The organism is Enterococcus sp. NBRC 3427 (assembly GCF_007996925.1).
GTDB lineage: Bacteria > Bacillota > Bacilli > Lactobacillales > Enterococcaceae > Enterococcus_B > Enterococcus_B lactis.
This window is the reverse complement of the sequence record NZ_BJLL01000067.1, coordinates 1-13,847: the sequence shown is the minus strand read 5'-3', so window position 1 is coordinate 13,847 and position 13,847 is coordinate 1. Positions and strand designations below refer to the sequence as shown.

The window sequence follows — 13,847 nt, the reverse complement described above, 5'->3', positions numbered from 1 at the left end:
TTATCAACATGTCAATAACTATTTTTTAAGTTTTTTCAGAAACGTGATATAACGTCCACTTCAGAATCAACGTTGTTAAATTTATCATGTATTTCTTCCTTGGTCAACTATAAATTAAGCATTACTTTGTGAAATGATTTTTCGCTCAATTATTATTATTCGTTATACAAACGTTTTCTACATATTTTGAAAACAAAATGTACCAAAAAATTATCTATAGCAGAACATTTCATTGTCTTTTTTGGATCAAACAATAAAAAAAGAAGTTTGAAAAAAATTCAAACTTCTTTGTTCGCTTAATCTGTATTTTAGAAGAAAGGCACTCCCTCTACTTCGTAAGTTCCAAGAACAGAGCGCATTTGACCTGGTTCTTCCCAAATATATCCTTCGCCTAATTCTTCTCTTTGATTCTTTTGTTCAGTCTCAAAGACAAACAACGGAACATTTTCCTGATTAATATGTGTATTTGTCAATTCCATCAAACTAATCTTGCTAACATCGATATGAACTATTTCTTTTAAGAAATTAAGTATATTCGCTAAACCAGTCTTCCCTTCAGAAAGTTCCGCTAACGCAAATTCCAACTTGTCATCAATTGAATGGACCAAAAATTTTTTAGAACCATCCTCCAAATGCAACATAATTGTACCAGCAACTCTTTTGCTTGCCAAAATTTCCACCTCGATCACCTTGTTCTATGGCTTACATAAAAATTCTAGCACATTTTCAGAAAAAATACACACTTTTTATTTCTTATTTTCTTTCCGTTCTAATTCAGATAACGCTTCTTCTATCCAAATAGGTAACTGCTCCGCAATAGTGGCAAAACCGATTTTACGATTTTTATTCGTGAAATATCTTTTTCTACGATAAGGAACAGCTGGATTTGTTTTTTCTAATGTTCTTAAAGATAAACTGATTTTTTTGGAATATTCATCAATGTCGATGATCTGAACGGTTACTGGCTGCCCGACTTTTAACAATGAATGGATATTTTTCGTATAACCGGATTGTACTTCCGAAACATGAATAAGTCCTTGCGTCTCATTATCAAGAGAGACGAATGCCCCATAAGGCTGTATCCCTGTTACTTTTCCTTCAATTATTTGTCCAATTTTATAAGTCATCTACTTCCCTCTCTTCGCATTTATCATTATACTGTAAATAGCTCAAAAAAAGAAGCGACGAAAATGACTGGAGGTATTGAGATGATCGAATTTGATAAAAAGATTTCAAGAAAAGATACAGAAAGTGTAAAATGGGACGCGATTGCCGAGACATATCAAATGGATGATTTACTTCCTTTGTGGGTAGCAGATATGGATTTCTTATCTCCCGAGGGGGTAGCTAATGCGTTTAGTGAATACATCAAACACGGAATCTTTGGTTATGCCACTCTGTCTGATAAACTCTATCAGGCTATCATTCATTGGGAACGTCAACGCCATGCTGTTGAGTTGACGAAAGAAAATATTGTTTTTACAAGTGGTGTGTTAACTAGTTTAGCTGCAGCAGTACAAACTTTTACAAAACCAGGCGATTCTATTTTGATTCATGACCCAGTTTATCCTCCATTTTCCTCTATTATAGAAACAAATCAACGTCACATTGTTCGAAGCTCTTTGCTAGAAAAAAATAACCATTTTGTCATGGACTTTTCTGACATGGAGAAAAAAATAGGAGAAAACAATGTAAAAGCAATGATCTTGTGCAATCCTCATAATCCAGGAGGTCGCGTTTGGAGCAAAGAAGAATTGAAACAGTTAAGCGAATTGTGTTTAAAGCATCGAGTGTTTCTGTTTAGTGACGAAATCCATCAAGATTTGACTTTATTCGATCATACATTTACTTCCATGCTGACGATTAATCCCGATTTGGATGATTTGCTCGTTGCCTTTACTTCTGCAACAAAGACTTTCAATTTAGCTGCAATCAAAAATTCAATGGTATTTATCAAAAATCCAGAGCTGAAAGCTAAATTTGAAAAACATTTAGTGATGAATCAACAGCACGAAATCAACACTTTTGGTTTGATTGGGACTCAAGCGGCTTATGAGACTGGTGGAGAATGGTTAAGCCAACTGATTCCTTATCTAGAAAAAAATGTTCAAACAGTTAATCAGTTTTTTGAACAGCATCTTCCGAAAGTGAGAATCATGAGCCCTGAAGGAACTTATTTAATGTGGTTGGATTTTACCGCTTATATTTCAGACGACCAGAAATTAGAGAATACTCTAGTGAGAAAAGGAAAAGTCGTATTAAATCCTGGTATTACATTTGGTCCTTCCGGTCATGGACATATGCGCTTGAATATTGCTTGTCCAGAAGAAATTTTACTAGAAGGACTTCATCGAATCAAGCACGCTTTAGAAACAATCGAATAAATCAGTTATCAAAGTAAAAGGACGAGACCTTACTAGGTTTCGTCCTTTTCTATAATTACTCCGTATCATACCAAACTATTCTGAAATTTCAATTGTTTCTATCACTACATCATGTACAGGGCGGTCTTGTGGACCACGTTGCACATTTGCGATTTCATCTACTGTGTCCATCCCTTCTAGTACATGTCCAAAGACTGTATGCCGGAAATCTAGCCAAGGAGTTCCGCCACCTTTATACGCTTCAATAATTTCTGATGGGAATCCAGCACCTTCTAATTGTCCAAGCATATTAGCTGGCACATTTGTGTTATTTACAATAAAGAATTGGCTTCCGTTTGTGTTTGGACCTGAATTTGCCATAGATAAAGCTCCGCGAAGGTTGAACAGTTCACGACTGAATTCATCTTCAAAACTTTCGCCATAAATACTTTCTCCACCCATCCCTGTTCCAGTTGGATCGCCGCCTTGAATCATGAAATCAGGAATAACACGGTGAAAAATCACGCCATCATAATAACCTTTTTTGGAAAGTTCAATGAAATTTTGAACTGTCTTCGGTGCTAGTTCAGGGAATAATTGAACAGTAATGTCACCACGGTTTGTTTTGATAACAGCTTTTGGTCCTTTTTCACTTTTTAAATCTAGTTGTGGGAATCCCATATTGTTTCCTCCTATTATTTGCATACTTCATAAATAATAATAACATAATACCTAACCTTCCGTAAAAATACTAGATTTGTTTTTCTTTATTTTTTTCATCACTGCCTGCATTCCATGAATAAATTCTATGACTGACCATTTCAACTTCAAATATTTTTGAGAAGCATTCTCAATTAAATTCTGCTATAGTGTGAAAAGGGAGGAATTTTTTATGGAAATCTATGACATTACAATTATCGGTGCAGGTCCTGTGGGGATGTTTGCCGCTTTTTATGCAGGAATGCGCCAAGCTAAAACAAAAATCATTGACAGTCTACCTCAACTTGGTGGTCAATTAGCAACATTATATCCTGAAAAATATATTTACGATATCCCAGGTTATCCAGCAATCAAAGCAAGTGAATTAATCGATCAATTAGAAAAACAGTTAACTACTTTTAACCATACATTTCATTTAAAAGAAGAAGTTCTCTCGCTTACTCGTGAAGACGAAGTTATCGAGATCACTACAAATAAAGGCATACATTATTCTAAAGCAGTCATTTTAGCTTTAGGAAATGGTTCATTCCAGCCAAGAAAATTGAATTTAGATAATGCTGAAGCATTCGAAAACCACGGATTGGATTATTTCGTAAATGATTTGATGAAATATGCCGGAAAAAAAGTTGCTATTGCTGGAGGCGGCGATTCTGCTATCGATTGGGCATTGATGTTGGAGCCTATTGCAAGCGAAGTTTACCTAATCCATCGTCGTCCGGAATTCCGTGCGCATGAACATAGCGTATCACGTTTGAAGTCTTCATCTGTCAACTTGCTTACTCCATATCTAATCGATGGATTGTCTGGCAACGCTGGAGAACTGTCAGACATCCGCTTAAAAAAAGTGAAGAGCGATGAAACAATTGATTTGATGATTGATGCTCTGATCGTCAATTATGGATTCACTTCTAATTTAGAACATCTCTCTTCTTGGGGACTTGATAGTACCAGAAATGCCATCACTGTAAAATCAGATATGTCTACTTCTATTCCAGGTGTTTATGCAGCTGGTGATATCTGTACCTATGAAGGAAAAGTGAAACTGATTGCTACTGGGCTCGGTGAAGCACCTACCGCAGTGAACAATGCTTTACACTACATTAATCCAAAAGAACGGACTCAGCCTGGTCACAGCACAAGCTTATATGATAAAAGTCTTCGTCCTAGTTGATTTTTTAGATTCCTCTGCATTTCAAGCGAGATCCGAAAGCAGTTTCTTGCATTTTTTTCATGTTCCGTTAACATGAAATAGAGAAAGAAAAATAAAGGGGGAGCAATAATATGGTCGTCAAAACTGAGACTTTAGAAGAAAAAGCAAGAGAACTATTGAAAGAACGTGGCGTGAGTATCGAAGATATCGCACAACTTGTCATGTTTTTACAAAAAGACTATATTTCTGATTTGACTTTGGCAGATTGTACTGAAAGTGTCAACAGCGTATTAACAAAACGTGAAGTACATAACGCCATTATCACCGGAATCCAATTAGATATATTAGCAGAAAAGAAAAGATTGATGGATCCGTTGCAACACATTATCGAAGATGACGAAGGTCTTTATGGTATCGATGAAATCTTAGCTTTATCAATCGTGAATGTTTACGGTACGATTGGCTTTACAAACTATGGCTATATCGATAAAGTGAAACCTGGTATTTTAAAAGAACTAAACAGCCACGATGGCGTTCATGTCCATACCTTCTTAGATGATATCGTCGGAGCAATCGCCGCTGCTGCTGCCAGTCGATTAGCACACAAAGAACCAGAAAAAAGAAGTCGACTTACTCAATAAATCAAAAAAAGAAAGAAAACGTCTATTTAGACGAGTTCTTTCTTTTTTGTTTGTTTCAAGCTATTTTTCCCTAAGAAAAGAAAAATAGCAAAAAATACTTCTAATACTACAAAGAACAAGATAAAGCTATGCATGAAAAATTCTTCTGGAAGTACATTGATGATTGGATCAGTCACAGGATCGAATAACCAGTCATCGTTGTTGAAAAACGTTTCATGAAAAAGGATAAAAAAGCGATCAAATCCAATCATCATGAAAAAACCGAAAATAACTGGCAGCAACATGCCAATCTGAAACGGACGAATCAATCGCCAAAGACGATCATTCTTTTGCAAATATCTGATAAACAAAATACTTGGGATCAGAGTGATGAAAAATACAGCATAATCCACTAAAAACAAAATTTTCACTTCATAAAAATGATGAGCTCCGCTAGCAGAAACTGGAAAGTCCGGCAAACTGAGGACTGTTTGGAAGGGATTATTAAGATAATTCATCAGGTGATCAAAATTTTTCAGTAATGTCTCTTGGTCTAAAGAAGTATAATCCAAAATATGCAAATGTCCGATATCAAATACATACAGCGGTCGAAAATTGATCGTCACTCCCACTGCCAAACTGATCAGCGTCAGAAACAAGCTGAATAATCCGGCATATTCCAACCACCGCCATCTCGAATTTTTCATATTAGAAGCTCCATTCATCCAATGATCGTTTCACATAGGTAGCTGGGATAGGCAGCCCAGGTACATCTTCTTCTTTTGTGAAACCTGATAAAACGAGCAAAGTATCGATATTATTACGTATCCCTGCTTGGATATCTGTTTCATAGTTATCTCCAACCATGATTACTTCTTCTTTTTGCAGACCTAATACTTCAACGGCTTTATCCATAATGATTGCTTCTGGTTTTCCGATATAAATTGGTGGAGTTTGGGTTGCTGTCTCGACGAAAGAGATGACTGACCCTGCTCCAGGAAGAAGACCTCGTTCTGTAGGGATATTCTTATCCGGATTCGTTCCAATGAAAGTAGCCCCTTTTTGAATAGCAAGAGTTGCTTTGACGACTTTTTCATAGGTCAAATAATTATCTAGCCCTACTACTACATAGTCAGGAACCTCTTCTTCCCATGTAAATCCGGCAGCTAAAATCAAGTCAATCAATCCGGCTTCTCCGATAACATACACTTTTTTTCCTTTTCCATCTGTTTTCATGAAATCAATTGTAGCCAAAGTAGCTGTATAAACTGTTTCTGGTGCTACATGAATGTCAAACTCATCTGCTAGACGATTAGCCACTGTTTTTGGCGACTTAGTCGTGTTATTGGTAACAAATAAGAAAGGCAATTTTCTTTTTTGTAATTCTTCCACAAACCGTTTTCCTGCCGGTATAGGTTCCGTCCCGCGGTAAATCGTCCCGTCTAAATCAATTAAATATCCTTTATAGTCCATTCATCCACTACTCTTCCCTTTTTCTTATCGTAAATGCTGTTTTTGTTTTTTCCACTTGATTAGATTGTTCTTGTTTTTTTACTTTTTCAGAGGTTTTTGCTGACTCTGTTTTTCGATTTTTAATAACCGGTTTTTTGCGATTAGATGTGACTGGTCCTTTTTTCTCATCGATATACGCACGATTATGGTTTTTTTTCTTTTTTCGGCGCTGAGTTGTCTTTTCTTTTTTACCGCCGATTCTTTCGATGACAAAATACGCACAACCAAAATTGCAATATTCGTAAAGATAGTCTTCCAATGAATCAATTCGCTGATCCGGATGCGCCCGTCGATTATCCGCTCGGAAGAATCCTTTTAAACGTAGTTGTTCATAACCCCAATCTCCTACGATATAATCATATCGGGCTAGTACATCACTGTATCGTTCTCCCAGTTTTTCTGCATTAAATCCTTCACGATAATCGGACACAAGCCGATAATGTCTTTCGCCTACCAAAAAATTACTGTCATCTAACAGCGTCACTAATTCACCTTTGACTTTTTCTGCTTTCGGCTCCTCGACGATTTCTTCCAAAGCAGCTGTCAATTCTTCTGTGACTGTTGTTTCCTGTTCAGCTGATGATTTTTTCTTAGCAATTTCTGTTTTATGCTCAACGTTCTGCTGTTCATTTTGTTTTGCAGACATGCGTTCACCACCTATCTTTTTTATTATACCTTGTTTTTATTTGATTGGGTAGTGAGCTTTCAAGTAATCTCCTACCACGCTTCGGATAAATTCAGGAAACAAAAATTCATTTTTTCCAACAATTTCGATCGTTGGAAAAAATGGGACAAACATTAGATGATCGACGGTAGTAAAAGTATAATTTTTAGTCGGATCGACTGGCTTGTTCTTCCAAAAGACTTGGTGGTTAACAGAATCATACGTGATTCCATTATAGACCATCTGTCCAAAAATCTTGCCGCGAAATCCCATTCCCTTCATCGGATAGTTACGTAAAAACTGACGATTTTTTTCTATTTCTAAAACTAAACGAATCAGCTCATTTCCACCCAATGTGACATTCAGCAAGTGCATTGGATGCGGTAATGCCGTGTGAAGCTGATCCTGGTTGACCCGACCTTTTGGAATTTCAGTTAAAAACAGACCACTGTTTAATATTGCGGCGTCCGTCTTTCCTCGTTCTTTCACCGCCTCAAGGGCTACTTGGATAAACGAATGCTCACTGAAGATATCTAGGCTTAAAGAAAACGGCAAATCCGCTACTTCTTTTTCTTTTAGCAGCTCATTCCCCTGTTCTAAGTAACCGTTTACCTCTTGTTCATCTTCTGTAAAAGCTGTCATTGTTTCTGTAGGGATGGCTTTGGCCGAATGCTTAAGGATTTTTTTTTCTTCATCGATGGTTAAATGGACTTCTCCTACATACTGACCGTATTTGCCAGCTGCTGCTATTTGGACATCGTTGACTACATGACCTTCTCTGAATAAATGATGGGTGTGCGAACCTAAAATAACATCAATTGCTGGTATTTCTTTTGCAATTTGTAAATCATCTTGAATCCCGAGATGACTCATCAAAACTAAAACATCCACTTGTGGACGTAAATCTTCGACTAATTCCGGCAAAATATCATATGGATTGCGTATGTCCCAGCCATTTGGATTATACGTAAGCGGGAACGGGGCAGTAAATGCAATCAAGCCAATTTTTGTCTGGTGTTTCGTTGTAATGATTTTATACGGTTTCGTCCATATCGGTGGCTGCAACGTATTTTTATCGAACAAGTTATCAAGGATGATATCAAACTCAGCATGATCATATAAGTGGTTTAGATCTTCTTTGGAATTTCCTACGCCTTCATTGTTTCCTATCGTCGCTGCATCATAACCAACTTCATTCATCAGCAAGATATTCGCCTGTCCATTCGTTGCCTCTGATAATGGATGCCAACGATCCACAAAATCACCTAGATCGACTGCAATCGTTGTCGTATTTTCTTTCTTTTCGTTTTCTCGTTTACGCTGATCTAAGAATCTTCTGATCCTTGGCCAATTTTCTAAATGTGAATGCAGATCATTCGTATGTAAAATCACTATTTTTTCCATGTGTCCTCTCGCCTCTCTTTATCTTCATCATACCACAGGCAGCTTTTTCTTCCATTGAAACAAGCTCCATTTCAGCGCTTTCCCTGCCTCAAAGCAAATTACATAAGTATAATATTCGATAAAATAGTCTGGCTAAAAGAACGAAAAACTATTCAGTTTTACAGCCTAATTATTTCTAGAAATAAAAAAAACAGACCCGAAAGTCTGTCGTCGTTTCATTATAATCAGACACATGGCGGAACCTGCTTAGTGCTGCTTCCTTCCAGACCTGACACGCTTCACAAGCCCACCATTGTCCTAGCCTTTCGGCAAAGAATAGTATACCTTATTTTTCATTCGTTGACCAGTCTTTTTTTAATTTCTTTTTTCGCTGACGCAGCTTTCGGAAAAAGTCAGTCAAAATCTTCCCGCATTCGTCTTCTAAAATGCCACCTTCTACATACGCTTGATGGTTGAATCGTTCGTCTTCCAAAAGATTCATCAAAGTGCCAGCTGTTCCGCCTTTCGGGTCATATGCACCGAAATAAACTTCTGCTACACGAGACAAAATCATCGCGCCACTGCACATAGGGCAAGGTTCCAAGGTAACAAAAAGCGACGCATTTTCTAAGCGCCAACTTCCAACTTTTTCACAGGCTTCCTTGATTGCAAGCATTTCTGCATGTGTAGTAGCATCTTGTGTCGTTTCTCTAAGGTTATATCCTTTTCCAATCACTTCTCCCTCTAATACAACCACTGCTCCAATCGGAACTTCATGGAGCACTTCTGCTTTTTTTGCTTCTGCCAATGCAAGGCGCATCCATTTTTCTTTATCTACTGCATCAAGATTTGTATTAACCAATTATCCTTCCCTGCCTTTGTTTTTTCTTGTTTTACTTTAGCATATGACAAAAAGGCTGTAACTAACTTTTTTTTCTATGGTAAAATAAATACAAGAGGTGAACAAGATGAAAATGAATAAATTACTTGCTCTTTACCCACAAGCACAGAAAAAAAACTGTCCAGCATCAGAAGCTGATATCCTTTCTTTTGCAGTTGATGATGCTTTTATTTGGATTAAAAGCGATTCACTATCCCAACAAGAAACTAGTCTTTTGAAAGCGTTATTCCCTATAGTCAGCGATCAAAAAAAGCATCCATGGTATCACTATCTTTTTAAAGATGCTTCTTGCATCCAAGAAAAAAGCTTTCGTTTGATTCAGCTTCACGTCGAATCGAAAGGAGAATTCTTAAAAAAAGAATGGCAAGATACTATTTTGGAATTATTTCGCTATTCTGCTGATTTCTTTTTTTATACAGATACTGATGCTCTCTTGATCGAACAAAAAAATTGTGATTATCTTGATGCTGCTGAGATCAATGGTATTTTTCTATCTTTAGATGCTGATTTTGATACGACAACGTCTGTATTCGTTGGTTCTTTTCATTCACCAGGTAGCGACCTTGTCCCTTTGTTTGCTGAAGAAAGAAGAATTTTTTTAACAGAGCAAAACAATCTCTATACTCACAGCCGTACTTTTTCTATGCAAGATGTTGCTTTACATTACTATACAAAAGATGTCATGAAAGATAGTGCGTTGATCAAAAGTTACATAGAACTGATCAAACAAAATGAAATGGAAGAGATCATTCAAGAATTATGGAATGAATTAGGTAATGTCAGCTCTGCTGCAAAAACACTGTTTCTTCATCGGAATACGCTAAAATATCGAATCGAAAAATTTCAAGAACAATCAGGTTTCAATCTAAAAAAAGCCAATGATTTACTGTTTTGCTACCTTTTATTGCTTCATGAGCATGATTAAAAATAAGTTAAAGGGGTTATGACAAAAATTTTGTCATAACCCCTTATTTCGAATGAATAGTGTTCAAAAGCTAGTTTCTCTTAAATCATTTTTTCAACAAAATGCATAAGCCGATCTTTTACGTCTTCGGTTGAGTCTTTGATGGAATCACCGTAAACAGAGATTTTCTTTTTTCCTGATTTTATTTTTGCTAACATCCCCATCAAAGAATCCAAGTCACTATCTGACAGATCATCTACGATTTCCATCAATTTTTCATTTCCATCGAATTTGTCATGGACGAATTTTTTTACTTTTGTCCGAGTAGTCATATGATGGATCTTTTCCATTACTTTTCCCGATACGACGACTGCTGTCGCTACACTGGCAGCGGCTGCTACGCTTAATCCAATTGTTACTTTTGTTGATGTTTTCATAAGTATCAGCTCCTTTTTATCTACTTCAATCATAGCATAGACAAAAAAATAAACGAACTAATCCACTCATCAAAATCAGCGAAATCTTAATCCTTTAGGAAAAAAGTTCTTTACTGTTCCTTTTACTTGTTTACCAAAACCGACAGGTATCTTATCCAATACTAATAAAACCCATCCTTGATTCCCATCACGTTGAAATGTTTCTCCTGCTGTGTAAGACTGCCATTCCTTTTGAGTGATCGACAGACAAGGGATGTTTTCTGTCTTTTTCATAGCAAGTGCTAAGGCATAGCTAGGTTCAAATCGATTCTTTTTGAAATCTCCTAAATGCAAACCTGTACGCATGACCTTCAAACCATCAAGAGAAGGGAGCAACTCAGGAACTTCCCAAAGATGATCGTTGAACACTAAAAGTCTCCCAGTGATTTCATAATGGAAATCCATTGAAAATTCCGTCCAAAGTTTTTCCTGTTCTTTTGTCAATTGTTCTTTCCGTTTCTTACGTACTTTCTTTTCTTTCCGCGTCGGGTTTTGTCCATGAAAAGTCAACTTCGCGACAAAATGCCCTTCTCCTTGATTTTCATGAGGCCATATACGCACTGTTTTGTCCAAACCATCTACGCTTCCCCATTCAGGACGTCCTGAACTAACGGTTTGAGACAAAGGGATTTCTTCAATTGTTACTGGATAATTTTCTACAAGCCAGCTAATAATCTCTTCATTTTCTTCTGGTGCAAACGTACAGGTAGAGTAGATCAGCTGCCCTTCATGTTTTAGCATCTTTATTGCTGAAGACAAAATCTCTTGCTGACGTTTTTGACAGTGTAGCGGAGATTCTTCTGTCCACTCTTTTACTGCATTCGGGTCTTTTCTGAACATCCCTTCCCCTGAACAAGGCGCATCAACCACGATTCGATCAAAAAAACCGGAAAAATGAGGCACAAGCTCTGCAGGTGCATGGTTTGTCACTATTGCGTTCGAAACTCCCCATCGTTCTATATTTTCTGATAGGATCTTCGCGCGTTTCGGAAATATCTCATTTGATACTAATAACCCTTTGCCTCTCATTTGAGCAGCTAATTGGGTCGATTTACCGCCGGGAGCCGCACACAAATCCAGCACTTTTTCTCCGGGTTTTGCTGCAGCAGCTGTTCCAACGATCATTGCACTTGGTTCTTGGCTATATTCGTACCCAGCTTGATGGAGGAAAGACTTTCCATTCACAGTGCCAAGAAATCCCTCATTGCTGTAGGGAGCGGGTTGCAATTCTTCGCTATGGTAAGTTTGAACCATAGCCAATCCTGCCGGTTTTAGTGGGTTCCACCGAAATCCTTTTTTTGCGCTTCCTTGCTCAAGGGCACAAAAAAATTCAGTTGATTCTTCGCCTAAAAGAAGACGATATTTTTTGATAAATTGCTGTGGTAACGTTGTAGCTTCCTCCTTCATTCAAATGTTTCGTTAGACATTTTACAATCTTTTTTACGAAAAATAAAGGTGGATGATCTACTTTTTCATGTTGCTGCCTAAGATAACTGTTCCTTTAAGATACTTTCCAAGTATTCATCCGTCACCTCGTTTTTATCCCAAACAGCGTTCATCGTTTCAAAAAAATCTTGAGAAAAATTATCTGAGCTCAAACTTCCCAATGCATTAAGCCAAAGCAATTCAAGCAACTTTTCTTCTTTGATTTTCGTGTGGCTTTTGATGTATGAGAAAAATGGCCGTTTAAATAGCGAATTCATGTCTAATTCAGATTTTGCAATGATTCCACGGATACTTTCATGGATAGAAAAAAAATCTTTCAGCAAGTAGACTGTGCTTAGAACATCATTGGAATTGCATTCAGCTAAGTATCGTTCAAAGCAAACAGTGATTTCTTCTAATATTTTCTCCTTTAACCCGCTGATCGATTTGAAATGTGTATAAATCGGATATGTAGAGCACCCACAGAAATCCGCCAGATCTCTTGCAGTAATTGACTTCATTCCATATTCTTCCACATATACCATACTTTTGAACAGCAAATATTCTTTACTATAATTTGTTACTCTCCCCATCGTTCTTCCCTCCGTCCCTCTTCATCTACCCTTTAATAAATAACATATAAAATTAAAAAAACAGTGAAATAATTACTGATAACCTTCAAAATCACTTTAGATATATCCATTAAAAATCAAGTATATTTACTTCTTAAACAAGAAAATCTTGACAAAATACCTTATGAAATAAACAATAGAATAAACAAGGTGATAACAAGATTTAAATAACAATATATACAAACAAAAGGCGGTACTCTGTGAGAATAACACACACTGAAATGACTTTCCACTCACAGTTTTTGTCTAACTATATACAAAAACAGAATAAAAGGAGGCTATTATGTTAATTGAAGCAAGAAAAAAAGAGTTGCTTGTTCTGCACAGGGTCATTCAAAAAAACAATTGTTCTTTACAGGAATTAGCCAATGAATTGCATATTCCAAAACGGACAATCAAAGAGTTGATTCGGAAAGTAAATTTTTCGCTCAAGCAATTTTTATTGATGGAGGAATTTATTTATTCTAACCATAAAGGAGAGATCCACACTAAAGAAACCGATCAGCCTAAAAAGCTAGCTGTTTTTTATAAGTTAAGATTATGCTACCTAAAAGAATCCAATCGTTTTAATTATTTAATGCTGCTGATTAATTATCCACAATCTGCTGTACCAAAAAAGTATTTACTTGAACAACTTTATATATCGCCCTCCTATCTAGAAAAGCTGACAAAACAGCTCAATCATTCCTTAAATAAATTCCATTTAAGGATCGTATCTGTACAAAACTGCTGTGTTCTTGAAGGAAACGAATTATCTATCCGCCTATATCTTTATTTTTTTCTTTCAGATACATTCGAAGGAGACGATTGGCCGTTTTCCTCTCTTGAATTAAATACACTAAAAAAGAAAAGTAAGGATGAGCACAGAGAAAAAAATCCAAAACAAGAAAAAAACATCTATTTGTTACTTGCTTTATTCATATGTCGTAACAGACAACAGGCACGTTTTTCGAAAATTTCTCCTGAAATTACTGAATTAATGGATTTGTTGCAGCGTACACATGATTATTCAGAATGCTTTACTTCTTTTTCAGCGATTTATCCCTGTGAAGAGGTAGAAACGGAAAGAGCCTACTTTAATTATTTTTTCTATTGTT

The 13,847-nt window shown here is 36.6% G+C and carries 16 protein-coding genes and 1 other RNA gene; 5 read left to right on the top strand and 12 right to left on the bottom strand.

Annotated features, from left to right (window positions below; all coding sequences use genetic code 11):
• Nucleotides 1-308: 308 nt before the first annotated feature.
• Nucleotides 309-671: a hypothetical protein gene (locus ESP02_RS11670; RefSeq protein WP_002310196.1), complete on the bottom strand. Its 363-nt coding sequence runs from the start codon at nucleotides 669-671 to the stop codon at nucleotides 309-311.
• 75 nt (nucleotides 672-746) lie between these two features.
• Nucleotides 747-1,127, bottom strand: a complete 381-nt coding sequence (locus ESP02_RS11665; RefSeq protein WP_002290989.1) for a CvfD/Ygs/GSP13 family RNA-binding post-transcriptional regulator — start codon at nucleotides 1,125-1,127, stop codon at nucleotides 747-749.
• 63 nt (nucleotides 1,128-1,190) lie between these two features.
• Between ESP02_RS11665 and ESP02_RS11660 the strand changes: the two genes are divergently transcribed.
• Complete coding sequence (locus ESP02_RS11660) at nucleotides 1,191-2,384, top strand: MalY/PatB family protein (RefSeq protein ID WP_002373865.1); 1,194 nt, start codon at nucleotides 1,191-1,193, stop codon at nucleotides 2,382-2,384.
• Nucleotides 2,385-2,459: 75 nt separating this feature from the next.
• On the opposite strand, the gene ESP02_RS11655 is transcribed toward ESP02_RS11660, so the two are convergent.
• Complete coding sequence (locus ESP02_RS11655) at nucleotides 2,460-3,044, bottom strand: peptidylprolyl isomerase (protein WP_002290993.1); 585 nt, start codon at nucleotides 3,042-3,044, stop codon at nucleotides 2,460-2,462.
• Between the two features lie 211 nt (nucleotides 3,045-3,255).
• Here ESP02_RS11655 and ESP02_RS11650 point away from each other — a divergent pair, with 211 nt between their 5' ends.
• Both ESP02_RS11650 and ESP02_RS11645 read left to right on the top strand, forming a co-directional pair.
• Nucleotides 3,256-4,254 (top strand): NAD(P)/FAD-dependent oxidoreductase, encoded by a 999-nt coding sequence (locus ESP02_RS11650; protein ID WP_025478447.1) that lies wholly within the window; start codon nucleotides 3,256-3,258, stop codon nucleotides 4,252-4,254.
• A 110-nt stretch (nucleotides 4,255-4,364) separates the two neighbouring features.
• Nucleotides 4,365-4,874 (top strand): phosphatidylglycerophosphatase A, encoded by a 510-nt coding sequence (locus ESP02_RS11645; RefSeq protein ID WP_002373868.1) that lies wholly within the window; start codon nucleotides 4,365-4,367, stop codon nucleotides 4,872-4,874.
• A 26-nt stretch (nucleotides 4,875-4,900) separates the two neighbouring features.
• On the opposite strand, the gene ESP02_RS11640 is transcribed toward ESP02_RS11645, so the two are convergent.
• From ESP02_RS11640 to tadA, 6 genes are all read right to left on the bottom strand, one after another.
• Nucleotides 4,901-5,560 carry a TIGR01906 family membrane protein gene (locus tag ESP02_RS11640; protein ID WP_002310190.1) on the bottom strand — a complete coding sequence of 220 codons (660 nt, stop codon included), beginning with the start codon at nucleotides 5,558-5,560 and terminating at the stop codon, nucleotides 4,901-4,903.
• 1 nt (nucleotide 5,561) lies between these two features.
• Nucleotides 5,562-6,326: a TIGR01457 family HAD-type hydrolase gene (locus tag ESP02_RS11635; RefSeq protein ID WP_002373869.1), complete on the bottom strand. Its 765-nt coding sequence runs from the start codon at nucleotides 6,324-6,326 to the stop codon at nucleotides 5,562-5,564.
• Between the two features lie 7 nt (nucleotides 6,327-6,333).
• Complete coding sequence (locus ESP02_RS11630) at nucleotides 6,334-7,011, bottom strand: YutD family protein (RefSeq protein ID WP_002373870.1); 678 nt, start codon at nucleotides 7,009-7,011, stop codon at nucleotides 6,334-6,336.
• Between the two features lie 36 nt (nucleotides 7,012-7,047).
• Nucleotides 7,048-8,433 (bottom strand): bifunctional UDP-sugar hydrolase/5'-nucleotidase, encoded by a 1,386-nt coding sequence (locus ESP02_RS11625; RefSeq protein ID WP_002373871.1) that lies wholly within the window; start codon nucleotides 8,431-8,433, stop codon nucleotides 7,048-7,050.
• Nucleotides 8,434-8,651: 218 nt separating this feature from the next.
• Nucleotides 8,652-8,736, bottom strand: an RNA gene (gene ffs / locus ESP02_RS11620) — signal recognition particle sRNA small type.
• A gap of 22 nt (nucleotides 8,737-8,758) precedes the next feature.
• The gene (gene tadA / locus ESP02_RS11615; protein WP_002373872.1) at nucleotides 8,759-9,274 is read right to left on the bottom strand and encodes a tRNA adenosine(34) deaminase TadA; all 516 of its coding nucleotides are present in this window, start codon (nucleotides 9,272-9,274) and stop codon (nucleotides 8,759-8,761) included.
• A gap of 106 nt (nucleotides 9,275-9,380) precedes the next feature.
• Between tadA and ESP02_RS11610 the strand changes: the two genes are divergently transcribed.
• The gene (locus ESP02_RS11610; protein WP_002373873.1) at nucleotides 9,381-10,238 is read left to right on the top strand and encodes a helix-turn-helix domain-containing protein; all 858 of its coding nucleotides are present in this window, start codon (nucleotides 9,381-9,383) and stop codon (nucleotides 10,236-10,238) included.
• 80 nt (nucleotides 10,239-10,318) lie between these two features.
• On the opposite strand, the gene ESP02_RS11605 is transcribed toward ESP02_RS11610, so the two are convergent.
• From ESP02_RS11605 to ESP02_RS11595, 3 genes are all read right to left on the bottom strand, one after another.
• Complete coding sequence (locus ESP02_RS11605; protein WP_010733000.1) at nucleotides 10,319-10,654, bottom strand: hypothetical protein; 336 nt, start codon at nucleotides 10,652-10,654, stop codon at nucleotides 10,319-10,321.
• A 75-nt stretch (nucleotides 10,655-10,729) separates the two neighbouring features.
• A complete protein-coding gene (locus tag ESP02_RS11600) occupies nucleotides 10,730-12,100 on the bottom strand; it encodes an RsmF rRNA methyltransferase first C-terminal domain-containing protein (protein ID WP_038399063.1) in 1,371 nt (456 codons plus the stop codon).
• Nucleotides 12,101-12,177: 77 nt separating this feature from the next.
• Nucleotides 12,178-12,711 (bottom strand): TetR/AcrR family transcriptional regulator, encoded by a 534-nt coding sequence (locus ESP02_RS11595; protein WP_002373876.1) that lies wholly within the window; start codon nucleotides 12,709-12,711, stop codon nucleotides 12,178-12,180.
• A gap of 322 nt (nucleotides 12,712-13,033) precedes the next feature.
• On the opposite strand from ESP02_RS11595, the gene ESP02_RS11590 reads away from it, so the two are divergent.
• Nucleotides 13,034-13,847 (top strand): helix-turn-helix domain-containing protein (locus ESP02_RS11590; protein WP_186826292.1); only part of this gene is annotated, 814 nt, incomplete at its 3' end.